The sequence below is a fragment of the Brevibacillus agri genome, assembly GCF_004117055.1.
Lineage (GTDB): Bacteria > Bacillota > Bacilli > Brevibacillales > Brevibacillaceae > Brevibacillus > Brevibacillus agri.
The window spans coordinates 2,004,854-2,025,683 of the sequence record NZ_CP026363.1; the positions used below are offsets into that span (position 1 = coordinate 2,004,854).

Genomic DNA, 20,830 nt, shown 5'->3' on the forward strand with positions numbered 1-20,830 from the left:
CATTACGAACTTATTATACTCGATTTGTTTCCCGGCTTCTACCCCAAATTCATCATTTATATACAAAAATCATGGGAGAAAAAACAGACGCGCTTGTTTCGCGTTGTATTTAATGAAGGAAAAATATCCAGACTTCATGTATTATCCCGTTTATATTTCGTTTACATTCATCCGTTATTGTTTCTCTTGCGGGCAAAAAGGGCGCAGGGGACGCCGACGTCAACCTCTGCGGCCGTTTGCAGAAAGGAGAGGCTGCCTGTGACACCTTTTACCTCCCATCCGCTCTTCAGGAGCAGCTTGGAATCACCCCTGGGAGATGCGCTTTGCCAAAGCACCGGAAAGCGAAGGAGGCAAGCGCAACGAAGGGAAGCGTCAGACGTAAACAATAAGAAATACGCACACATAAAAATGGGCAAGGAGTTAAGCAAATGAGAGAACAAACCAACGACAATCGTACCAAACTGGGAGACTGGCGCCCGTTTTTTCAATTAATCATGCAGACGAAGCCGTCCAAGCTGAAAATCGGTGTCGCGCTGTTCATGAGTGTGGCGACGACACTGGTCAGCCTGGTCATTCCGCTGTTTACCAAAGACCTGGTGGACAGCTTTACGCTCTCGTCCATCAGCCGAGGCCAAATCGTGCTGTTAATGGTCGCCTTCATCGCGCAGGCCATCGCCAGCGGGCTGTCCATCTATTTGCTCAACCACGTCGGCCAGAGCATCGTCGCGGCTCTGCGCGACCGACTGTGGAAAAAGCTGCTCGTCCTGCCCGTCTCCTATTACGACAACCACCGGACAGGGGAGACGATCAGCCGGATGACGAATGACACAGGAGTCGTCAAAGGACTTATCAGCGAGCACCTCGCCAGCTTTTTCACCGGAATCATCGCGATTATCGGCTCCGTGGCCACGCTTTTGTACCTGGACTGGCAAATGACGCTGACCATGCTGATCGCCGTTCCGCTGTCTGTGGCGATTCTCGTGCCGCTGGGCAGACAGATGTACAAAATTTCCAAAGGGCTGCAGGACGAGACGGCGAGCTTCACGACGATCATGAATCAAGTGTTGTCAGAGGTGCGGCTTGTCAAGGCGTCGAATGCCGAGCCACATGAGTACGAGGCAGGGAAAAAGGGAATTGCCAACCTGTTTCGCTTCGGCCTGAAGGAAGGCCAGGTACAGGCGATGATCGCGCCGTTGATTTCGTTTGTGCTGATGGTTTTGCTCGTCGTCATTATGGGCTACGGCGGAATGCGCGTCGCTTCGGGAGCGCTCTCCGCCGGCGAACTGGTCGCGTTTATTTTGTACCTGGTGCAAATCATCATGCCGATGGGGCAGTTCACGCAATTTTTCACCCAGTTGCAAAAGGCAATGGGCGCGACGGAGCGAATCATTGCTACACTAGAGGAGCCGGAAGAGGATCACCAGAGCGGACGGACCGTGGAAAATGCCGCCTTGCCGATTGTAGTGGAGAACGTGAGCTTTTCCTATGAAAACGGGGAAAACATTCTCGATAACGTCAGCTTCACGATTCCGGCCGGGAAGGTGAGTGCGATTGTCGGGCCGAGCGGCAGCGGCAAGACGACCTTGTTTTCCTTGGTCGAGCGCTTTTACAAGCCGGATAGCGGCGTAATCAGGTTGGGCAGCGATCCGATCGACGCGTTTTCCCTGGCGTCCTGGCGCAGCAAAATCGGCTACGTCTCGCAAGAAAGCCCGCTGATCGCCGGCACGATCCGGGAAAACATCTGCTACGGCATTTCCCGCGAGGTGACGGAAGCAGAGCTGAAACAGGCCGCCGCCATGGCCTACGCGGATCAGTTCATCGACGAACTGCCGGACGGCTACGAGACGCAAGTAGGCGAGCGGGGCGTCAAACTCTCCGGCGGACAGCGCCAGCGCATCGGCATCGCCCGCGCCCTGCTGCGCGATCCGCAAATTTTGATGCTCGACGAGGCGACGTCCAGCCTCGACAGCAAATCGGAAATCATCGTGCAAAAAGCGCTGCAAAATCTGATGAAGGGACGCACCACGCTCGTGATCGCGCATCGGCTGTCGACGGTGGTGGACGCGGACCAGATCATCTTTTTGGAAAAAGGAAAAATTACGGGCATGGGGACGCACGAGCAACTGTTTGATTCGCATGACATGTACCGGGAGCTGGCCAGCCAGCAATTGCTGATGAAAGAAAGGATGCTGACGACATGACCAGAATCATGGTAGTGGACGACGACCCGCACATTCGCGAACTGGTGCGCATCTTTTTGCGCAACGACGGGTTCGAGATCGTGGAGGCGGAAAACGGCGTCGAGGCGCTGGAAAAAATGGAGTCGCCCGGCGCGGACCTGGTCGTGCTCGACATCATGATGCCGCAGATGGACGGCTGGGAGCTGTGCCGGCAGTTGCGCGAGCACTACGACATTCCGCTGCTCATGCTGACGGCAAAAGGCGAGACGGCGCAAAAAATCAAAGGCTTCGAGCTGGGGACGGACGACTACCTCGTCAAGCCGTTTGAGCCGGCGGAGCTTTTGGTGCGGGTAAAAGCGTTGCTCAAACGATACAAGATCGCCGCGTCGCACAAGGTGCAGGCAGGGCTGTTGCAGCTCGACCGCAAAACGTTTGAAATCGTGCAGGACAGCCGCTCGTGGACGATTCCGTTAAAAGAATTCGAGCTGTTGTTCAAGCTCGCGAGCTATCCGGGGCAAACGATTCCGCGCGAGCAGTTGATCGAGCAAATCTGGGGCTACGACTTTGAAGGCAACGAGCGGACGGTAGACGTGCATATCAATCGGTTGCGGGAACGTTTTCCGGAAGGGGAGTACGGCTTTCGGATTCGCACCGTGCGCGGCCTTGGCTATCGGCTGGAGGCAGACAAATGAGCAGAGAGCCAAGTGAAAAGCCAAGGCACAAATCCGGGCGAACGATGCCTTTGCACAAACACATCGGGCTGAAGCTGCTTGCGACTGTTGGAATCTTTGCCTTGCTGATGCTCTGCGGGGCAGTAGCTTACTGGAGCACGGGCCTCTTTTACCGCTATACAGGGCTTGCCCCGAGCGACTTTGTGCAAGCGGTGGTCCACGCAGTCGTCAGCTTTTGCTTTTTTATCCTCGCAGGGTTCACGATTTCCCACTTCATCCGCCCCCGGCATGTCGAGCTGTTTCAACTGCTGATCGACGCCTTGAGACGAATTGCCAAAGGAGACTTCAACGTCAATCTCGACGTCAAAATGGAGCGCCAATGGGGGCAGTTGGTGGAGGGCATCAACCATATGGCCGAGCAATTGCAGGCGATGGAGCAGATGCGCCAGGAGTTCATTTCCAACGTTTCCCACGAAATCCAGTCGCCGCTGACCTCGATCAGCGGATTTGCCCGCGCGCTGCAAAACGAGAGCCTGAGCCTGGCGGAGCGTCGGCACTACCTGGAGATCATCGAAACGGAGAGCAAGCGTTTGTCCAAAATTAGCGACAACCTGCTCAAGCTCACGTCGCTGGAGGGCAAGCACCATCCGGTCGAGCGCAAGCGCTATCGGCTGGACCAGCAGTTGCGCAGCATCATTTTGGCCTGTGAGCCGCTCTGGCTGGAAAAGGAGATCGAGCTGGAGATTGAGCTGGAAAAGGCGGAAATCGTCGCGGACGAAGACATGATGAGCCAGGTGTGGAACAACCTGCTCAGCAACAGCATCAAGTTCACCGAGCCTGGCGGCAAAATCAGCGTCAAGCTGCAATCGCTTCCCGGAGGCGCACAGGTGCAAATTTCCGATACGGGCATCGGGATCGCCAAAGAAAATTTGGAACGGATTTTCGAACGCTTTTTCAAGGAAGACAAGTCGCGCAACCGCGCCAAGGGCGGCAGCGGTTTGGGGCTGTCGATCGTGAAAAAAATTCTCGATCTGCACCAGGCGACGATCTCCGTGCAAAGCGAGCAGGGGCGCGGGACGACGTTTACGGTGACGTGGCAGGGGGAGTAGGGTCCTGTCCTCAAAGTGAGCAGAGCGCATTTAAAAGGCTGGGGACCTTTCTTGGCAAGCGACCTGGGATGAGACTTGCACGGCCGGGTGAGCAAGCGGCCGATTTTGGCTAGGCACTTCCTGCAAGGCGAACCGGGAGGCGATTGGATCATGAGCGGGTAGAGGAATTCATATAGCACCCCGCCACCGATGCAAACAGCGATCACCCTCTGCCTCTATATAATGAAACAAGACCTTGAGGACCGACACCTCTCAAGGTCTTGTTCGCATAGGCAAGAAGTCAGTTTTCGCCGTTTTCCGTTTACGCCCCAATGTACTTCGCATGCAGCGAACGGGCCACGCTGATCTCATCCGTTCCCTGGACGAGCACGCGTCCGTCCGGGAAGGCGACGAGCGTGTACGAGTCGACGTGGAAGCGGAGCAAAAATTTGTTTTGCTCAATTTTCCCGAGCGGAGCAAGCCGCTTGGCGAGGGCGTCGAGGTCGAGGGAGGCAGAAGCTCCGGGCGAGATTTGCACCGTATCCCGTCCGCAGAGCGAAACCGCTTGTCCATCCTGCGTCTCCGGCTGCAAAAATGCATACTCGTGCTTGCCGCACGTCGGGCAGTCGCTGCGGCGAGCATTGGCCACCTTGATTTGCGTGTGGCGATTTTGCCAGATTTCAAAATGCTCCAGGTTCAAATTGAGCGCATCCGTGGCTCCGACCAGCAGCTTGAACGCTTCGGTCGCCTGGTAGGAGGCGACGATGTGGATGATCGGACCGATGACCCCGGCGGTATCGCAAGTCGGCATTTCCCCCGGATTCGGAGCTTCCGGGAACAGACAGCGTAAACACGGCGTAATGCCGGGGCGGATGGTCGTAAACGTGCCCGTCGCGCTCACCGCACCGCCGTACACCCAAGGAATCCCGTGCTTCACGCAAACGTCGTTGACCAGATAGCGCACTTGAAAATTGTCTGTCGCATCGAGCACGAGATCGACGTCACGCAAAAGCTCCTCGGCGTTGTAAGCAGACAGGTCGGCGACGATCGGCTCAATCGTGACTTCCGAGTTGATTTTCGTCAGCTTGGCATGGGCCGCCATCGCTTTTGGCAAATGCTCGGCGGCGTCTGACTCGTCGTAGAGCATTTGTCGCTGCAGGTTGCTCGGTTCGACGAAATCGCGGTCAATGAGGCGCACAAAGCCGACTCCGGCGCGGACCATATGATTGGACAGCACCGTTCCGAGCGCGCCCATCCCGACGATGGCGACGCGGCTTTGCAACAGTTTTTCCTGGCCGCTGCGCCCGATCGGGTGAAACAGGAGCTGGCGGGAATAACGTGTATCCAAAGCGGTTACTCCTCCTTTCCTTCCGACATCGCCAGCGGATTCCACGGGCCTTGCTGATGGCCCTTCCATTCGCTGCCGTCCTCCCACATTTCTTTTTTCCAGATAGGGACGATTTGCTTCAGTCTTTCGATGGCGTAGCGCCCGGCTTCAAAAGACTCGTTGCGGTGCGGCGTTGCCACCGCGACGACGACGGCGATTTCTTCCACGGCCAAATCGCCGATGCGGTGGTGCATGGCGACTTGTGCTCCGGGCCAGCGTTCCTCGATCTCGGCTGCGACCTGCTTCATTTTTTCCACAGCCATTGGCTCGTACGCTTCATAGGACAGGTAGACCGTGCGCTGACCGTGCGTAAATTCGCGTACCGTTCCGACAAACGTCAAGATGGCGCCCGCGTGCGGGTTGCTCACCAGCCGCACGAGCTGGTCGGCAGACAGCGGCTCGCGGGTAATGGCAAAGCGCGGCACTTCCTCTCCGCCGCTGACAGGCGGCAAGAGCGCGATTTCGTCATCCGGGCTGATGACGCGATCAAAAGCAGCGTACTCGTGATTCATGGAAACAAAACAGCTACCGAGCAACGGCGCAAGCGCCGGATACTGCTCTCCGACTGCTTGCAGCAGGTCGCGCACGGTTGCCTGTTCTGGCAAAGTCAGTTCGATTTCGCGGACGTTGGCCCGCTCGGCCAGTCCGGCAAACAACAAGATGGTGATCGTCAAAGCAATTCCTCACTTCCGATTGGGATGACAGTTGTCTATGGGTTGACGATATCACAATCCGGCACGGATGCCAATGCGCGAAGGGGCTTGGGGACTTAGAGAGCGAAGCCTTTTTGGCTTACGTACAGCTCGTCTTCCGCAAACACGCGCCGCAGCCGATCGTACACGAGTCGATAGGCGTCCGGCTCCGCCCATGCTTCCAGCCCCAACTCGGCAAAAAGCGAGGGAACCCCGTTTTTCTTCGTACGCTTGCCGCCGCTGCCGTCGCCCATGTAAAAATCGTCAATGCAAACCCGTCCGACCAGCGGCCGCAGCAGGTCGGGAAAAGCTTCGCTGCTCGGCAAGACGGGTGCGATCGTCGCCTGTGTCGGGACGCCAGCCGCAGCCAATTCCCGAAGCGCCCGCAGCCGTGCGGCAATCGGAGGCGCTTGCGGCGAGAAATGTTTGCGGATTTCCTCCAGGTCCGTTTCCACCGTCATGCTGACGCGTACTCGCTCGCCCAGGCGGAGCAGCAGGTCCAGATCGCGCGTGACGAGCGGGCTGCGGGTCTGGACGAGCAAAAAGTCGGGCGGATGCTCCACCATCACTTCGAGTAGCGAACGCGTTACCTGCTCCCGATATTCAACGGGCTGGTAAGGGTCAGTGCTCGACGACATGAAAATGGAGACGGGCCCCTTCGCTTTTGCCCGCTGTAGCTCTTTGGCGAGCAGCGCGGCGGCTCCCGTCTTGATATCGACCCACGTCCCCCATTCGTGCCCGCGAAACAGCGAGACGGGCATCTGCCGCACATAGCAGTAAGAGCAGGCGAAGGAGCAGCCCGTGTACGGATTGAGCGAGTGCGTGTAATCGGTCAAAAATCCGGTTCCTTTATTGAGCAGCGTTTTTGGTTGCTTGTAAAAGAAAGTGCTGTTCACTTTTGTCCCTTCTTATTTTGCATCGTGAAAAATGATCCCCAGACTGTACCGCGTTCCCTGGGTGATCGTGCTGACGCCGTGGCGCAGCGTCGTTTTATAATAGCCGCGCGCTCCGGCTACAGGGCGATAGGCAGTCGGAAAAATCAAGCCTGCCCCCTGTTCCAAGGTTATCACATGTCCTCTGCTTTGCGCTCGCGGCCGTTGTTCGATCAGCAAAAATTGTCCGCCGCAAAAGTCGCTTTCCTGTTGGCTCAGGACGAAGACGACCTGAAAAGGAAAAAACACGTCGCCGTACATGTCCTGGTGCAGACAGTTGTAGCTGCCGGCCTCGTATTTCAGGAGCAAAGGCGTCGGGCGGGCCTGCCCGTGCTCGTGGCAACGGGCGAGAAAGGCGGACAGCGACGGAGGGTAGGCAGGCTGCTGTCCGAGCAGTGTGTTCCAGCGATTCGCCGTTTTGGCCAGCTCGGGATAAAAGCCCTCGCGCAACTGCTCCACTATGGGCGGCAGGGGAGCTTGATAATAACGGTACTCTCCGCTGCCGAAGCGGTATCGCGCCATGTTGATCGTCGCTCGGAAAAAGCGGTCTTCGCGATAGGTGGCGATCAGCTCCTGGCATTCTTCCGGTTGCAAGACGGGAGGGAGGACGGCAAAGCCTTGCTCGTCCAGACTGTGTTGCAACTGCTCCCAGGGGAGTAGGGCGATGCGTTTTGTCAGCGGCTCAGCCATGCTGCATCCCCCTTGCAAGACTTCCTTTTTCGAGCGCGATCAGCGCTGTTTTCATGTCCAGGCCGCCGCGATAGCCGGTGAGGCTGCCGTCTTTGCTGACGACCCGATGGCAAGGGACGGTCAAAAGCAGCGGATTGGCTCCGATCGCGGCTCCTACGGCCCTGACGGCGGCAGGCTTTTTGATGTGAGCGGCAATCTCGGAGTAAGTCGTCGTCTGCCCGTATGGAATGCGGCACAAAGCGTCCCAGACAGATAGCTGAAACGGCGTGCCCTCCAGATCGAGCGCAAGCGAGAATTGCTGCCGCGCCCCTTGCAAATATTCGCTGATTTCCGCCACATAGGGGGCGAGCTGCTCGTGATCCTGGACCAAAACATGGCCGGGTCTGCGACGAGCGAACCAATTGCTCAGCTCTGCGAACGGGCCGTTTTGGGAGCCGACGAAGCATAGCCCTTTGGCTGTGGCCGCGAGATGCAGGCTCCACTCTTGCAAAATGACTTTTGACCAGTAAACATGTTGTTTTTCCTTCATTGTGACAAACGCCTCCAGACCTTATCGTTTCCAGCACGCTTGCTGGTTGTTGTACGCACAGTATAGCTTCACCGCGGCGTTTTTGTACGAATTTGCGAGTAGAACAGCAAGATAATGAAGGAGAAGACGCATGCTACAAGTAGCTGGAGCAGTTGGCAGCGATGTTTCCATTGCTTTTCGCAAGCCGCGGGAGTAAGGTAGGAGTAGACAGATGACCGGTTTCAGCCAGGCTTTTCGGCTGTTTAACGGGATCGCATAGATGGAGGACGGATAGTTGCATGAACGATCAACTGACGCATTTTAATGAACAAAACCGTGCGCGGATGGTAGATGTCTCGGAAAAAGACATCACAAAACGGGAGGCTGTGGCAGAGAGCAAAATCGTCATGAAGCCGGAAACGCTCGCCCGCATTCGCGAAGGACGGGTAGAGAAAGGGGATGTGCTGGCAGTCGCACAGGTAGCGGGCGTCATGGCAGCGAAAAAGACGTGGGAAATCATCCCGATGTGCCATCCGCTTCCTTTGACCGGGATCGACATTCGCTTCGCTTTTGAAAACGAGACGACGCTTGCCCTGGAAGCATGTGTGCGGACGACGGGAAAAACGGGCGTGGAAATGGAAGCTTTGACGGCTGTCAGTGTCGCAGCTCTTACGGTGTACGATATGTGCAAGGCGATGGACAAAGGCATGGTAATCGGTCCGACTTGCTTGGTGAGCAAAACAGGCGGGAAAAGCGGCGATTTTCGTCGGGGAGAGAACTAAACCATGAAACAGAAATGGCAATCCTATCCGAGCAGCATTCGTCTTCTGGCGATTGCTGCGATCATTTTTTCTACCGGAATGGCTTGTATTTGGCCGCTTGTCACCATCTATATCCACGATTATTTAGGGAAGCCGCTGACCGTAGCGGGCTTTTTGCTGTTATTGAACCAGGGGGCTTTTTTGATCGGCAGCATCGCAGGTGGCATGCTGTTCGACCGTTGGGGGAAAATGCGCACGATCGTTTTTGCCTCGATCGGCGTCATTCTGATTTCCGTCGGGCTTGGCGTCACGCATGACTTTACGCTGTACACGATCTTGTTGTTGCTGAACGGGCTGTTTTACGGCACGCTCTCTCCGGTGATGAATGCACTCGCTGTCGTGCTGTGGCCGGAAGGCGGGCGCAAAGGGATCAACATGATCTACGTCGCGCTCAACGCCGGGGTGGCGGCTGGCTCTGCCCTCGGCGGCTTGCTGGCGAGCATTTCGTTTGCCTGGACGTTTTTTGGCAACGCGATCTCGCAAGTCATCGTGCTCGTCATGTTCGTGCTCATTTTGCCTCGGCAGCTCAAGGCAGTTGCAGAGCGGGGCTATCGGGCGGAGCAAGCCAATACCGCAGGCACTCCCGCCGCTGCTGTCCAAAGCGCTGCCAAGCCGAAGCCAGTTGAGGCGCTTTCGCCGCTACAGCAACTGCCGACGAAAAAAGTGGCGTGGGGCGCCCTACTGCTCTTGTGCAGCGGGCTGTTAATCAGTTGGATTGTCTACGTCCAGTGGACGACGGTGTTGTCGACCTACATGCAATCGTTGGGCATTTCCTTGCGTCAGTACAGCTTGCTCTGGACGATCAACGGCGGCCTGATTTTGTTCGGCCAGCCGCTGATCGCCTGGGTCATTGGCCGCTTCGCCCGCACGCTGCGAGCGCAGATGCTGCTCGGCTCCTACGTGTTCGTGCTGTCGATGCTGATTTTGTCGCAGACGACCTCCTACGCCGGCTTTGTCGCCGGGATGTTCATCATGACGCTTGGAGAAATGCTCGTCTGGCCGGCCGTGCCTGCCGTGGCAGCAGAGTTTACGCCACAGGGGCGAGAAGGCTTCATCCAAGGGCTGATCTCCGGCACAGGCTCTGCGGGACGCATGCTCGGCCCATTGCTCGGAGCGGTCATTTTCCAGCATTTTCAGGCACAAGGACTTTTGTACATCATGGCGGGGCTGGCGCTAATGTCTGTCGCGTTTTTCGCCCTGCACAGCTCGTTTCAAGGTCGCACCCGAAAAGTGCCAGCCGCGACCGTAGAAAAGATGTAGCCAGGAAAAATTCGCGGGCCTCGCGAAGCGTCTTGACACGTTCGGAGCCCGCAATGTAGTATGAAGAAGATTAAAAACAGTATATTCCGTGTGATTTACTTATGAAGAGAGGCGGAGGGACTGGCCCTATGAAGCCCGGCAGCGGATCTGCGCGCTTGCGCGTTGCAGATGCTGTGCCAATTCCAGCAGGATAATTCCTGACAGATAAGGACGTGACCAAGCTGATCTCCCCCTTTTTCTGTACGGAAAGAGGGGGTTTTTGCTGTACATTGGCCTAAAAAGAAAGGAACTGAAGACAGATGCGCATCCAACCTTCCGACATGATTGATCGGCTCCCGACCCAGTTTTTTGCGACATTGGTGGCAAAAGTAAACAAAGTCATCGCTTGTGGGCATGACGTCATTAATCTGGGCCAAGGAAACCCGGACCTGCCTACGCCGCCGCACATTGTGGAAGAGCTGAAGGCACAGGCAGAAAATCCGCTGCATCACAAATACCCGCCATTTTCCGGCCGACTGGAGCTGAAGCAGGCAGTCGCGCACTGGTACAAGCAACAATTTGACGTGGACCTCGACCCGGAGGAAGAGGTGGCGATCCTGTTCGGAAGCAAAACCGGCCTCGTGGAAATTTGCCAGGTGCTGATGAACGCAGGCGATGTGGCACTCGTACCGGACCCTGGCTACCCGGATTACTGGTCCGGCGTAGCGGTCGTAAACGGCCGGATGTCGATGATGCCGCTGACGGCCGAAAATCAGTTTTTGCCTGACTACAGCAAAATCCCGCAAGCCGATTTGGACCGCGCCAAGCTGATGTTTTTGAACTATCCGAATAACCCGACAGCGGTGAACGCCCCGTTTGAATTTTACGAGGAAACCGTCCAGTTTGCGCGCAAGCACGAGATCGTCGTCTGCCACGACTTCGCGTACGGCGCGATCAGCTACGACGGCAAAAAGCCTGTCAGCTTCATGCAGGTGCCGGGGGCAAAAGAGGTGGGCGTGGAGTTTTACACGTTGTCCAAAACGTACAATATGGCCGGCTGGCGCGTAGGCGCGATGGTCGGCAACCGCGAGCTGGTAAGGCTCATCAATCTGATTCAGGACCATTACTTCGTCAGCCTGTTTGGAGCGGTCCAAATGGCCGCAGCCAAAGCGATGACAGACTCGCAGCAGTGCGTCCGCGATCTGGTAGCCGTCTACGAAGGCCGCCGCAATGCGCTGTTCTCCAATCTGCACCGCATCGGCTGGCAGGCCCCGCCATCGCAAGGCTCGTTTTTCGCCTGGCTCCCCGTCCCGGCTGGCTTTACTTCGGTGGAGTTCTCGGATTTGCTGCTGGAAAAAGCACATGTAGTCGTCGCACCAGGCGTCGGCTTCGGCCCAAGCGGCGAAGGCTACGTTCGCGCCGCCCTGCTGTCGGACGAACAACGCCTGGCCGAAGCGGTTCAGCGGATCGAACAGTTGGGGCTTTTTGCGAAAACGAAGTAAGTAGGAGAGCGGGTGACCACACTTCCTGGGGGTGGGGAGTGTGGTTTTGTTTTTGGGGGCTGCGTTGCGTGAGACTGCCGGGGGTGCGTTGGTCGGTTGCTCGCGTATCTCAGGATCATCCATGTTTCCCCATGTTGACCTGCGCTTGTCTGCGTTGCCCCCTTGCCCGCGCCGTCCACTGCCCACGCTTTATCACCTGCTTGTCAATCCATTACCAGTCGAACCCCCCTCCCGCACCATAAGACGTGCAGTAGTAATAAAAATCATTCTCATCGTTGACAGATAATGATTTTCATTATACGATGTTAATGATAATTGATCTCATCAGGAGCGGGAGGGTACTATGCGCTATCAGATTAACGGTTACACTGACATGTACACGGTGATCGCCAACGAGCGGAAGATCGGTGGAGCCATTGAAGCAGCTCAAGTTCGACTGCGCACAGGAGAGGTTTTCACCAATGTGGTTCTCACTCGTTTGGAAATGTCAGGTGCGCATTTTTGCTCGATCGGCTTCGTGACAGAAGAAGGCAAGCGGCTGATTGTGCATGTGGACGACATCAGCATGATCGCAGACGCGCGCCACGTCAATGTATGTGAGCTTGCCAATGAATGCATGCGGGCTGAAAAGTGCGCAGAGCGCCTGAAACGCCTGAAGCGTCTCTGTGAACTGAACGAAGGAAGCTGTACGCCTACCTTCCAGGAAGAAGCGCTGCTTTTGGCAGAAGACATCGGGCTGGAGGAAGCGCGTTCTTATGTGGATTTGTCCTTCCTGCCGCAAGTGGAAAAAAAGCGGGTTGTCCGCATCGCGTAGAGTGTTCCCATCGAATTACATATTCGCCCCTTTCCCTTTTACAGCGGAGAGGGGCTTTTTGCGTCTGGTAGGCGGCGGTGCTGCAAAAAACGGATGAAGCTGGTCACCGGATAAGGCAAGAGGTCATCCTGACGATAGACGAGGCAAATATGTCTGCGGTTGACGTAGCCAGGCAGCTCGCGAATGACCAGCTCGCCCGTTTCGCCTTCGCGCACGACGCTGCGATAGGGGAGGATGCTGACGCCCATATTGTGCTTCGTCGCTTCCTTGATCGTCTCGATCGCCCCAAGCTCCATGCGCACTTGCCAGCGCAACTGGTTTTCCTGGGCCCAGCGTTCGGCCAGCTCGCGGGAGGTGGAGCCGGCTTCGTGGATGAGGAACGGCTCGGATTGCAAATCGGCCAGTTCGATTGTCTTTTTTTTGCGCCAGCGGATTTTGCGGAGAGAGAACCAGACGCAGCTCGTCCGCCAGCAGCGGAATGACGTGCAAGCCTTCCTGGGGCTGCATGGACAGCGAAACAATAGCCAGATCAATTTCGAAGTCGCGCAGCAGCTCCATGAGCGGCCGCGCTTTTTTTGTATAACGAAAACCCCCAGTTCGACTGGGGGTTCAGGAAAGCTTATAGCTATGAGTAGCCATCCTTTGAACTCGGTGATAAGATGAGAGCCGGTCTGCCAACCGCTCACACGAATCACAGGAGGACAAAGGATGGACAAAAGCAGTCTAGCACATACCAAATGGAACTGCAAATACCATATTGTATTTGCGCCGAAATATCGCAGACAAGTGATATACGGAAAATTAAGAAGAGAAATTGGAAAGATATTGCGGGAGTTATGCGAACGAAAAGGGGTGGAGATTATCGAAGCAGAAGCCTGCGTGGATCATATTCATATGCTGGTGAGCATCCCACCGAAATTAAGCGTATCCGAGTTCATGGGCGACTTAAAAAGGAAAAGCTCCCTGATGATTTTTGATAAGTTTGCGAACATGAAATACCGATATGGGAACCGACAATTCTGGTGTAGAGGGTACTATGTGGATACAGTGGGGAGAAACAGAAAGGCAATTGAAGAGTACATTCGCAATCAGTTAGTGGAGGACAAAAATTACGAGCAATTAACGATGAAAGAGCTGGTCGACCCGTTTACGGGTGAGTCGGTCAAAAAGGGCAGATAAAAAGCCCCTTTTTAGGGGCAGCCCGAGGCAACACGCGGTTGGCAGACTTTCAGTGCGCCTTTAAGGCGCTTGCTTGTAACATGCCCTTATAGGGCTAATGGAAGCCACCGGCTAAGCCGGTGGTTATGACTACGGTCAAAATCGGCAGGACATGCGGGTACTCCGCCTGGAATGCGGCGAGATAAGGGGGGGAGAAAGTAGGTGGCAGGCGTGTAGCTCACTCCGATTTTCAGCGTGCCTCTGCCGCCGTGACGAAACTCCTCCATGATCTGCCCGGCTTCTGTCAGCAAGGTGGACACTCTTCTGGCATACGGCAACAAAGCATTCCCCGCTTCGGTCAGCCGAAAATGCCGCGGCTGCTTGTAGAACAGCTCCACACCGAGGGCGGTTTCCAGCTTTTTAAGGTGAAACCTGACGGTTGGCTGCTTGATCCCCAGCGCCTCGGCAGCTTCCGTCAACGACTTGCACTGGGCGGCTACAGCGAACACACGCAATTGCTGAATATTCACCGGATCGCTCCCTTCCGCCCTCAGTATAGATATTCTCTATGGATCTATCAATAAACATAGACTCTATTTAACACAAGCTTAGCATCCGGTTTACTTTCCCCTCACACAAATCGCGTACAGTTGTCGGTAGGAAATGAAATGGGAGGGAAATCGGAATGACCAGGAAAAATCGGCAACAAAAATGAACAGTAGCATCGCTGCTCGTCTCCACTACCTTGCTTTTTGCGGGATGCGGACAAGGCACTTCCCCATCGACGGCGACTTACGCAGCGGCTTCGACCTTGGTGGGCGGCGGTTTCGTTGTGCTGCTCATCGTCATCGTCGAGCTGTTGTTTCAGCCGAAAAAATGGAAAGCAGGGAGAGAACAAGCTTGAAGCCGATTTTGGAAGTGCGAGGCGTACAAAAATCGTTTGGCAGCTATGCCGCTTTGCGCGGAATCAACCTGTCCGTGCGCAGCGGAGAAATCATCAGCGTCCTGGGACCATCCGGCTGCGGGAAATCTACGCTCTTGCAAGTAATCGCCGGACTGACCCGGCCAGATGTCGGAGAGGTGCTGCTGAGAGGGGAACAGGTGGCGTCGCCCTCGCGGCTGGTCCCATCGGAAAAGCGCAATCTCAACATGGTGTTTCAGGATTACGCCCTGTGGCCGCACATGAGCGTCTACGCCAATATCGCGTACGGACTCCAGCGCAAAAAAATGAAAGCAGATTTGATTCAGGCCAAAATCGCCGAACTGGTCAAGCTGTTGCGCCTGGAAGGGCTGGAGCAACGCTTGCCGCCGCAGCTTTCAGGCGGTCAGCAGCAGCAGCGCTGCGCGGAAATCTGGAGCAATGGCTGAGGGCGCTGGAACGGTGACGGTCGGCGTCGTACGAGCAGCAGCGCTGCGCGGAAATCTGGAGCAATGGCTGCTCGATCAGCATGAAAAGGAAGAGCAAACGGCTGGCGAAAAATCATGGCTGAAGTTTGCCGCCGGATTGCCGCACTACATCGAGCACGGGCCGTACTTGTTCGTACACGCGGGTATCCGCCCGGGAATTGCGCTCGCTTCCCAGCAGCCTTACGATCTGCTCGCGATCAGGGAAGAGTTTTGGCACAGTGCGGCGCAGTTCGAGCGAGTGATTGTATTCGGGCACACGCCCACACATCGGATGGGAGCCGCACCGGGGGAAATCTGGATACGGCCAGACCGAATCGGCATTGATACCGGAGCGAAGCACGGACTTCGTTTGACGCTGGTGGATTTGACCTGTCGCAAGAGCTATTCTTGCTCGACCAAAGAAAAAGGGACGTACACGGATTTTCGCATGGCGGCATGGGGTAAAAATGAAGGTTGCGAAAACTAGGGAGCAGCGCTGATGCAAGCAGCAGCTTCGATCGAACAATCGCTCGACATAGTCAAAACCTATCTGCTCATAGCTAGCGGGGATTGGACTTTGCCTGGCGTCAGTGATAAAACAAGAATAAGCAAAATCAAGGGGGAACGGAACATGGAGTACTCATTTTCAAAATCAGTTGACGCATTATCCTCCTCGGCTGTCCGGGAAATCTTGAAGCTGACCCAAGGCAATCAAGTGCTCTCGCTCGCAGGTGGACTGCCAGCCGAGGATTCTTTTCCTATCGCAGCTATGCGCGAAGCTTTCAATCGGGCATTCGATCTGGGGGCCAAATCTTTGCAGTACGGTTTGACTGACGGATACATTCCGCTTCGCGAGTGGGTTGCCTCACGGATGAAGCAAAAACATATGAACGTAGGCCTGGACAATATGCTGCTGACCACCGGCTCCCAGCAGGCCGTCGACTTACTGTGTCGAGTCTATTTGGACGAAGGCGACGTCGTGCTGGTAGAAAATCCAACGTATCTGGCTGCGGTCCAATTGTTCCAATTTCGGGGGATTCGCACCATTCCGGTGCAAGGGGACGCAGAAGGGATGGATCTGGACGATCTCGCGCAAAAAATCGCCCAGTATCGCCCGAAAATGGTCTATGTCATTCCGACTTTTGCGAATCCGACCGGGAAAGTATGGAGCCTGGAACGTCGCCAAGGCTTGCTCGCCCAGTGCAAAGCGAACGACATTCTCATTCTGGAGGACGATCCGTATGGCGAAATCCAGTTTGACGGAGAAGCTCCGTACCGTTCCATTTTCTCGCTCGATGAGCACCCGACAGATTCCTGTGTCGTGTACACGAGCACGTTTTCCAAAATCGTCGCGCCTGGTCTGCGGACCGGCTGGGCTATCGGCGACAAGCGCGTCATCCAGATGATGGTCAAGGCGAAGCAAGCCGTCGACTTGCAATCCAGCACGATCGACCAGATCGCGCTCCATGAACTGCTCTCCCAATTCGATCTGGAAGGCCACATCGAAAAAATCCGCGCTTCCTACAAGGAGCGGATGGAGTGGATGAACGAGCTGCTGCTCGCCCAAAACTGGGAAGGCGTCCGCTGGGAGAAGCCAAGGGGAGGCATGTTCCTCTGGGTGAATTTGCCCGAGCATGTGGACGCGGAAAAACTGCTGGCCCGCTCTGTGCAAGAAGGCGTGGCATTCGTCCCGGGCAAGCCGTTTTACGCAGATGAGCCGCAACACAACACGATGCGCCTGAACTACACGCTGCTCAACCGGGAAGACACTCAACTGGCAATTTCCAGACTTGGCAAAGCATTTACAGCATACAGTCAAAGCCTGGTGACACAGTAGCAGCGTCTTTCGCCCGCGAAACCGTTTCGCGAACGACAAGAAAGCTCTGCCCAAAAAGACAATCATGCCAAAAAAACTGGCTGGTTGTCTTTTTTTGTTTCTGATGTTCCGCAAATGAAAGGGCCAGCCCCGCAGCTCCCAGCTTCGCCAAACGCAATGCCATGGCGAAGCCAAAGCTTCCGGGAACGGCTAGACAGCCAGCTCCCTCTCCCCCCGATCCAGCCACTCGTGCACCAGCTCGGTAAACAGCGCTGGCTGCTCGATTTGCAGGTTGTGTCCCGCGCAGTCGAGAACGGCAAAGGAGCTGCGCGGATAGTGAGGCAGCAAGCTCCAAGCGTCCTGGTAGCCGACGATGTGGTCTTGCTTGCCCACGACAAACAGGCTCGGATGGGAAAAAGGCTGCGTGTCGAGCGGGAAGGAGAAGCCGTACGACGTTTTCAGTCTTTCCAAAAAGGGGAAGTTCGCGATGTGGTATCCGCTCATAATCTCTGTTTTGTAACGCTCCCATGTTTCATTCGTCGCCACGACGGCCATGGACGCAAACTCGGTGCGCTCCGTCTCGGTCAGCTTGTCCCACAGCAGTTTGTCTTCCACGAGAAGCGCTTTTTCCGGCAAGGTGCGCAATTTCATTTGCGGAATGACGCTCGGGCAGATGAAAAGAGCGCCTTTTACTTGTTCTCTGCGCTTTTCGATCACGCCCCTGGCCAAAAAACCTCCGTAAGACTCTCCTGCAAGAAGAAAGGGCTTGCCGGACAACTCCCGATCTATCCAGTGCAGGACGGCCTCCAGCATGTCATCCGTGTTTTGCACGCTGTCGTAATTTTGCGTCTTTCCCATGCCTGGCAAGTCAATATACAGGCGGCGGAAGCCTTCGCGCTCCGCGAAAACAGGCTCCATGCAGCCTTGCATAATGCGGTGGTCGAGGGAAAAGCCGTGAAGCATCACAATCGGAAAGCCGGAACCGAGTTGTTCCTGATAAAACTGGACATCGTGAAGCGAATGACTCATAAAAACACCTCTTCCGAATAAGTTCAAGTCGAAGTATTTTGATAGGGAACATTTGTTCTTATTATAATCTCATTTCTGGAAAAAGCAAGAGGAAGATTTGCAATATTTTTCCTGAAAAGACTGTCCCAGCTCCCCCACAAAAAAGTGCCCATCGACGGTAAAGTCAAATGGACACGTTTTTTGCAGATGAAATGGCACTGTGAGCGATGAACTTCACAGGCGGCTGTCTGACTGAGCCACAAGCCGACTCAAGCCAAGCCAGGCCGTTTTTTATTCTTCGGTTTCTTCCAGCGTGCAAATCGCGCTAGGGCGCTTGATGCGCAGCACGACGCACTCGTAAACGCGGAACAGGCTGTTCATTTGCTCGTCTCCGAGGAAAGCGGAGTCGAAGTCTTCCGCAATCGCCAGGTCCAGGTTGTGACGGCCCGTTGCCACCAGCACGCCGGAGCGGCCTTTGATGGTTGGCGATTGGTACACGCCGTCTGTGACGAGGTTGCGCACATGCTCGATCTCCAGCACGTTGGTGCCTTTGTGCACACGGTGCAGCAAGGAGTACAGCTCTGGAGACACAACGAGGGCATAAGGGCCGCTGTGGCCCATTTTCAAGAGCTTGTTGCGCGCTTCCACGATATCCGCGAACGCGTTGCCGGACTCCATCCAGTCGCTTTTCAGGTGAGTGAGGCGGCCTTTTACATTCATCAGGCCCGGCAGATCGAATTCAGCCGCTCCGTTGAAAATCAGGTCGTCTTCCATCAGGGCGCAGCCGGCAGCCGCGTTTGCAGCAGCACTCATGTCGAGCGGCATGCCGAGTGTGCGCGCTTGCGCCACGTCGCGCCAGTAGAGCATGAAGTCTTTGTACAAAATCGGAATCGTCATGCTCACACGGCGGCTAGGCTGTGTCATTTCCAGCGATTCGCCGCGCAGGGAGAGACCGCCAAAGCGGGACTCGTCGTACACGTCGTTCGTAATCGTCTGGATGCCTTCTCCGAGCGGACCGTAGATATCAATGAAACGACGTCCCACGAGTTGACGGCGCGCCATGTCGATTACAGTGGCATCCAACTGGCTCCATTCATCTTTCGTCAAAGGAGAGTCAGGGTATTTGCGAAGCTTGTCCATAGCGTAACCTCCAGGTCATATAAGATGGTTGTTTCTTTACAGTCCTTTCAGACTTCCTACTGTAAGCCCCTTTTTGCCGGAAATGTTGCCGGAAACGGCATGGGCAGGAGCGGAATGCTTGATGACAGAAGCAACACCGTGAGCAGCGGAAGCCGAAGCTTTCAGGTGATCCACCTGATGGATGTCGTGTCCCTCGTCGTGGTCAGTCAGATCGGGATGGGACCCGTCCGAAAAACGCTCGCTCAACGCGGCCATGATTTCTTTCACCTGCAAGTAGTCGGCGTGGGTTTTTTCGCGCATGCCGTCCAGAGTCTGGCGAGTTTCGTCATCTTGAAACTCGTACAGGGAAAGCTCCAGGTGCTCGCGGAAGTTATGCAGGCCAAAACGCTCCAGGTTCACATCTGACAGCATTTGCGAAAGCTCGCGGTCGCTCAGCTCGGCAAGCGTTTCTTTTTCGGACACTTTTTCCAGGTAAGGAACCAGTTCCTGGAGTCGTCCCATGCGCTGTTCTTCTTCTTCCAAAATGTGATGGTAGTACAAGCGTGTATGCTCGTCCTGGGCAGCGTCGATAATCGGCTGGATGATTCCCATAAAACGATTGATGTACCCTCTGGTTCGATCAAAAATGGCGTGCAGTTGTGTAATTTCTTGCACCCTCCGCCACCTCCTCATTCACGATCTATTTGTTCATTATACAGTTGGAAAAATGAACCGGGCAATACATATGTAGATATTCGGCGTTTTCTGTTCATATCTGGCGTTTTTTACGGGCAATGGCGAGTGAGACCTGTGGAGCAGCAAGGAGCTGTTAACAGTAGTTTTATATTTTTACAAAAAAGTTATCATGGAGAGTATTGTCAAAGCTAAATGGGAATGATAATATTTATCAATAAGAGTGATATTCATTATCAATTAGAAAAACAGAGAAACAGAACATACATTTTACACTCACTCAATTTAAGGAGGAAAACAGTTATGTCATCCATTTTAGTTATCGGCGGAGATCGCCTCGGTAATATCGTCGACTTGTTGCACGGGCAAGGATTCAAGGACATCCATCACGTGACAGGTCGCAAAAGCTCCCAAACAGGCGTGAAAATCCCTGCAGGCATCCACATGATTCTGGTGCTGACTGACTTCGTGAACCACAACCTGGCGAAGACAGTGAAAAACCAGGCGAAGGACCGCGAGCTGCCGATCGTATTCTGCAAGCGTTCGTGTTCCGCGATTGCCAAAGCTTTCGATCTGACCGCGTAAATACATACCCGTTCAGGTGGACAGACTACTTCGTGAGTCTGATACCAACGGAGGAATGGCGTATGGAACAAAACCGTTTGAACGAACTGCCTATTGCGCAACTGACGGCCGTGCAGTTGCAACAATTGAAAGAGGCAGAGGAACAAATCAATTCCGAAGGTCAAAACGTATATTTGATCGCATTTGAAAAACAATCCCCGTCATCCTAGACGGGGTTTTTTCTTTTCCCATACTTTTTTGCTGGGCAGTTGCTTCTTTATTTAAAGACGTACTGCTCCAGTTGCGCTTTCAGGGCGTCAATGCCGATGGCAAAGCCCAAACATTGGCTGGATTGAATGATAAAGGCATTGAGCCCCACAACCTCGCCGTTCAGGTTGATGAGTGGCCCACCACTGTTGCCGGGGTTGATGGCGGCATCGGTCTGGAAAATTTCTTCGTACATTCGCTTGGCAACCTGAAGGCGGCGGTTTTTGGCGCTGATGATTCCAGCAGTTACAGAGTTTTCCAATCCAAGTGGAGAACCGCCTGTGTGCAAAGAGGC

Annotated in this window: 24 protein-coding genes, 1 pseudogene and 1 riboswitch; of the genes and pseudogenes, 13 read left to right on the forward strand and 12 right to left on the reverse strand. The window is 55.0% G+C overall.

Annotated elements, in window-relative coordinates:
* The first annotated feature begins 428 nt into the window (after nucleotides 1-428).
* The 3 genes from BA6348_RS09930 to BA6348_RS09940 are packed head-to-tail and all read left to right on the forward strand — an operon-like array spanning nucleotide 429 to nucleotide 3,960.
* Entirely contained in the window at nucleotides 429-2,201 is a 1,773-nt protein-coding gene (locus BA6348_RS09930) for an ABC transporter ATP-binding protein (RefSeq protein WP_007783145.1), read from the forward strand.
* Nucleotides 2,198-2,872, forward strand: coding sequence for a response regulator transcription factor (locus tag BA6348_RS09935; RefSeq protein ID WP_005828501.1), 675 nt, complete (start codon nucleotides 2,198-2,200; stop codon nucleotides 2,870-2,872). The genes BA6348_RS09930 and BA6348_RS09935 overlap by 4 nt, the downstream gene beginning before the upstream one ends.
* On the forward strand, nucleotides 2,869-3,960 hold the full coding sequence (locus tag BA6348_RS09940) for a sensor histidine kinase (RefSeq protein WP_005828503.1): 1,092 nt from the start codon (nucleotides 2,869-2,871) through the stop codon (nucleotides 3,958-3,960). Before BA6348_RS09935 ends, BA6348_RS09940 begins: the two co-directional genes overlap by 4 nt.
* A gap of 301 nt (nucleotides 3,961-4,261) precedes the next feature.
* Here BA6348_RS09940 and BA6348_RS09945 read toward each other — a convergent pair whose 3' ends face one another.
* The 5 genes from BA6348_RS09945 to BA6348_RS09965 all read right to left on the reverse strand — a co-directional run bounded on the left by BA6348_RS09945 (nucleotide 4,262) and on the right by BA6348_RS09965 (nucleotide 8,169).
* On the reverse strand, nucleotides 4,262-5,287 hold the full coding sequence (locus tag BA6348_RS09945) for a ThiF family adenylyltransferase (RefSeq protein WP_005828505.1): 1,026 nt from the start codon (nucleotides 5,285-5,287) through the stop codon (nucleotides 4,262-4,264).
* A 5-nt stretch (nucleotides 5,288-5,292) separates the two neighbouring features.
* Entirely contained in the window at nucleotides 5,293-6,000 is a 708-nt protein-coding gene (locus BA6348_RS09950; protein WP_005828506.1) for a molybdenum cofactor biosynthesis protein, read from the reverse strand.
* Nucleotides 6,001-6,095: 95 nt separating this feature from the next.
* Entirely contained in the window at nucleotides 6,096-6,914 is an 819-nt protein-coding gene (locus BA6348_RS09955; protein ID WP_122952523.1) for an SPL family radical SAM protein, read from the reverse strand.
* A gap of 12 nt (nucleotides 6,915-6,926) precedes the next feature.
* On the reverse strand, nucleotides 6,927-7,640 hold the full coding sequence (locus BA6348_RS09960) for a 2OG-Fe(II) oxygenase (RefSeq protein ID WP_005828509.1): 714 nt from the start codon (nucleotides 7,638-7,640) through the stop codon (nucleotides 6,927-6,929).
* Nucleotides 7,633-8,169, reverse strand: coding sequence for a methylated-DNA--[protein]-cysteine S-methyltransferase (locus BA6348_RS09965; protein WP_005828512.1), 537 nt, complete (start codon nucleotides 8,167-8,169; stop codon nucleotides 7,633-7,635). Before BA6348_RS09965 ends, BA6348_RS09960 begins: the two co-directional genes overlap by 8 nt.
* Nucleotides 8,170-8,447: 278 nt before the next feature.
* On the opposite strand from BA6348_RS09965, the gene moaC reads away from it, so the two are divergent.
* The 4 genes from moaC to BA6348_RS09985 all read left to right on the forward strand — a co-directional run bounded on the left by moaC (nucleotide 8,448) and on the right by BA6348_RS09985 (nucleotide 12,524).
* On the forward strand, nucleotides 8,448-8,930 hold the full coding sequence (gene moaC / locus BA6348_RS09970) for a cyclic pyranopterin monophosphate synthase MoaC (RefSeq protein WP_005828514.1): 483 nt from the start codon (nucleotides 8,448-8,450) through the stop codon (nucleotides 8,928-8,930).
* Between the two features lie 3 nt (nucleotides 8,931-8,933).
* Complete coding sequence (locus BA6348_RS09975) at nucleotides 8,934-10,229, forward strand: MFS transporter (protein WP_005828516.1); 1,296 nt, start codon at nucleotides 8,934-8,936, stop codon at nucleotides 10,227-10,229.
* A gap of 96 nt (nucleotides 10,230-10,325) precedes the next feature.
* Nucleotides 10,326-10,440, forward strand: a riboswitch (SAM riboswitch).
* A gap of 88 nt (nucleotides 10,441-10,528) precedes the next feature.
* Nucleotides 10,529-11,710, forward strand: coding sequence for a pyridoxal phosphate-dependent aminotransferase (locus tag BA6348_RS09980; RefSeq protein ID WP_005828518.1), 1,182 nt, complete (start codon nucleotides 10,529-10,531; stop codon nucleotides 11,708-11,710).
* Between the two features lie 343 nt (nucleotides 11,711-12,053).
* Entirely contained in the window at nucleotides 12,054-12,524 is a 471-nt protein-coding gene (locus tag BA6348_RS09985) for a hypothetical protein (protein WP_005828520.1), read from the forward strand.
* 38 nt (nucleotides 12,525-12,562) lie between these two features.
* Here the strand turns inward: BA6348_RS09985 and BA6348_RS09990 are convergent, their stop codons facing one another.
* Nucleotides 12,563-12,919: a LysR family transcriptional regulator substrate-binding protein gene (locus BA6348_RS09990; protein ID WP_373926031.1), complete on the reverse strand. Its 357-nt coding sequence runs from the start codon at nucleotides 12,917-12,919 to the stop codon at nucleotides 12,563-12,565.
* A 79-nt stretch (nucleotides 12,920-12,998) separates the two neighbouring features.
* Nucleotides 12,999-13,082: pseudogene (locus BA6348_RS27995) on the reverse strand (hypothetical protein); the annotation flags it as partial.
* Between the two features lie 150 nt (nucleotides 13,083-13,232).
* Between BA6348_RS27995 and tnpA the strand changes: the two are divergent.
* Nucleotides 13,233-13,703: an IS200/IS605 family transposase gene (tnpA, locus tag BA6348_RS09995; RefSeq protein ID WP_122952522.1), complete on the forward strand. Its 471-nt coding sequence runs from the start codon at nucleotides 13,233-13,235 to the stop codon at nucleotides 13,701-13,703.
* A gap of 86 nt (nucleotides 13,704-13,789) precedes the next feature.
* Here tnpA and BA6348_RS10000 read toward each other — a convergent pair whose 3' ends face one another.
* On the reverse strand, nucleotides 13,790-14,212 hold the full coding sequence (locus BA6348_RS10000; protein WP_129552188.1) for a LysR family transcriptional regulator: 423 nt from the start codon (nucleotides 14,210-14,212) through the stop codon (nucleotides 13,790-13,792).
* 370 nt (nucleotides 14,213-14,582) lie between these two features.
* On the opposite strand from BA6348_RS10000, the gene BA6348_RS10005 reads away from it, so the two are divergent.
* The 3 genes from BA6348_RS10005 (at nucleotide 14,583) to BA6348_RS10015 (ending at nucleotide 16,905) form a co-directional block, all read left to right on the forward strand.
* A complete protein-coding gene (locus BA6348_RS10005) occupies nucleotides 14,583-15,050 on the forward strand; it encodes an ABC transporter ATP-binding protein (RefSeq protein WP_005828528.1) in 468 nt (155 codons plus the stop codon).
* Nucleotides 15,043-15,555: a hypothetical protein gene (locus BA6348_RS10010; RefSeq protein ID WP_122952681.1), complete on the forward strand. Its 513-nt coding sequence runs from the start codon at nucleotides 15,043-15,045 to the stop codon at nucleotides 15,553-15,555. Before BA6348_RS10005 ends, BA6348_RS10010 begins: the two co-directional genes overlap by 8 nt.
* 144 nt (nucleotides 15,556-15,699) lie before the next feature.
* Nucleotides 15,700-16,905: an aminotransferase-like domain-containing protein gene (locus tag BA6348_RS10015; protein ID WP_005828106.1), complete on the forward strand. Its 1,206-nt coding sequence runs from the start codon at nucleotides 15,700-15,702 to the stop codon at nucleotides 16,903-16,905.
* Nucleotides 16,906-17,094: 189 nt separating this feature from the next.
* Here BA6348_RS10015 and BA6348_RS10020 read toward each other — a convergent pair whose 3' ends face one another.
* The 3 genes from BA6348_RS10020 to BA6348_RS10030 all read right to left on the reverse strand — a co-directional run bounded on the left by BA6348_RS10020 (nucleotide 17,095) and on the right by BA6348_RS10030 (nucleotide 19,686).
* A complete protein-coding gene (locus BA6348_RS10020) occupies nucleotides 17,095-17,913 on the reverse strand; it encodes an alpha/beta fold hydrolase (RefSeq protein WP_122952680.1) in 819 nt (272 codons plus the stop codon).
* 270 nt (nucleotides 17,914-18,183) lie between these two features.
* Entirely contained in the window at nucleotides 18,184-19,032 is an 849-nt protein-coding gene (locus BA6348_RS10025; protein WP_007783173.1) for a family 1 encapsulin nanocompartment shell protein, read from the reverse strand.
* 36 nt (nucleotides 19,033-19,068) lie between these two features.
* Entirely contained in the window at nucleotides 19,069-19,686 is a 618-nt protein-coding gene (locus tag BA6348_RS10030; protein WP_007783174.1) for an IMEF encapsulin system ferritin-like cargo protein, read from the reverse strand.
* A 321-nt stretch (nucleotides 19,687-20,007) separates the two neighbouring features.
* Here BA6348_RS10030 and BA6348_RS10035 point away from each other — a divergent pair, with 321 nt between their 5' ends.
* Together BA6348_RS10035 and BA6348_RS26620 are read left to right on the forward strand one after the other, a co-directional pair.
* On the forward strand, nucleotides 20,008-20,289 hold the full coding sequence (locus BA6348_RS10035) for a DUF2325 domain-containing protein (protein ID WP_005828113.1): 282 nt from the start codon (nucleotides 20,008-20,010) through the stop codon (nucleotides 20,287-20,289).
* 62 nt (nucleotides 20,290-20,351) lie between these two features.
* Nucleotides 20,352-20,498, forward strand: coding sequence for a hypothetical protein (locus tag BA6348_RS26620; protein WP_005828114.1), 147 nt, complete (start codon nucleotides 20,352-20,354; stop codon nucleotides 20,496-20,498).
* Nucleotides 20,499-20,545: 47 nt separating this feature from the next.
* Here the strand turns inward: BA6348_RS26620 and BA6348_RS10040 are convergent, their stop codons facing one another.
* Nucleotides 20,546-20,824, reverse strand: a complete 279-nt coding sequence (locus BA6348_RS10040) for a S1C family serine protease (RefSeq protein WP_025843917.1) — start codon at nucleotides 20,822-20,824, stop codon at nucleotides 20,546-20,548.
* Nucleotides 20,825-20,830 lie beyond the last annotated feature (6 nt).

Bases quoted from the DNA above. Each gene is read 5' to 3' on its own strand.
- BA6348_RS09930 (WP_007783145.1), top strand. From the start codon at position 429: ATGAGAGAACAAACCAACGACAATCGTACCAAACTGGGAGACTGGCGC.
- BA6348_RS09935 (WP_005828501.1), top strand. From the start codon at position 2,198: ATGACCAGAATCATGGTAGTGGACGACGACCCGCACATTCGCGAACTG.
- BA6348_RS09940 (WP_005828503.1), top strand. From the start codon at position 2,869: ATGAGCAGAGAGCCAAGTGAAAAGCCAAGGCACAAATCCGGGCGAACG.
- BA6348_RS09960 (WP_005828509.1), bottom strand. From the start codon at position 7,640: ATGGCTGAGCCGCTGACAAAACGCATCGCCCTACTCCCCTGGGAGCAG.
- BA6348_RS09965 (WP_005828512.1), bottom strand. From the start codon at position 8,169: ATGAAGGAAAAACAACATGTTTACTGGTCAAAAGTCATTTTGCAAGAG.
- moaC (WP_005828514.1), top strand. From the start codon at position 8,448: ATGAACGATCAACTGACGCATTTTAATGAACAAAACCGTGCGCGGATG.
- BA6348_RS09975 (WP_005828516.1), top strand. From the start codon at position 8,934: ATGAAACAGAAATGGCAATCCTATCCGAGCAGCATTCGTCTTCTGGCG.
- BA6348_RS09980 (WP_005828518.1), top strand. From the start codon at position 10,529: ATGCGCATCCAACCTTCCGACATGATTGATCGGCTCCCGACCCAGTTT.
- BA6348_RS09985 (WP_005828520.1), top strand. From the start codon at position 12,054: ATGCGCTATCAGATTAACGGTTACACTGACATGTACACGGTGATCGCC.
- tnpA (WP_122952522.1), top strand. From the start codon at position 13,233: ATGGACAAAAGCAGTCTAGCACATACCAAATGGAACTGCAAATACCAT.
- BA6348_RS10010 (WP_122952681.1), top strand. From the start codon at position 15,043: ATGGCTGAGGGCGCTGGAACGGTGACGGTCGGCGTCGTACGAGCAGCA.
- BA6348_RS10015 (WP_005828106.1), top strand. From the start codon at position 15,700: ATGGAGTACTCATTTTCAAAATCAGTTGACGCATTATCCTCCTCGGCT.
- BA6348_RS10020 (WP_122952680.1), bottom strand. From the start codon at position 17,913: ATGAGTCATTCGCTTCACGATGTCCAGTTTTATCAGGAACAACTCGGT.
- BA6348_RS10025 (WP_007783173.1), bottom strand. From the start codon at position 19,032: ATGGACAAGCTTCGCAAATACCCTGACTCTCCTTTGACGAAAGATGAA.
- BA6348_RS10035 (WP_005828113.1), top strand. From the start codon at position 20,008: ATGTCATCCATTTTAGTTATCGGCGGAGATCGCCTCGGTAATATCGTC.
- BA6348_RS26620 (WP_005828114.1), top strand. From the start codon at position 20,352: ATGGAACAAAACCGTTTGAACGAACTGCCTATTGCGCAACTGACGGCC.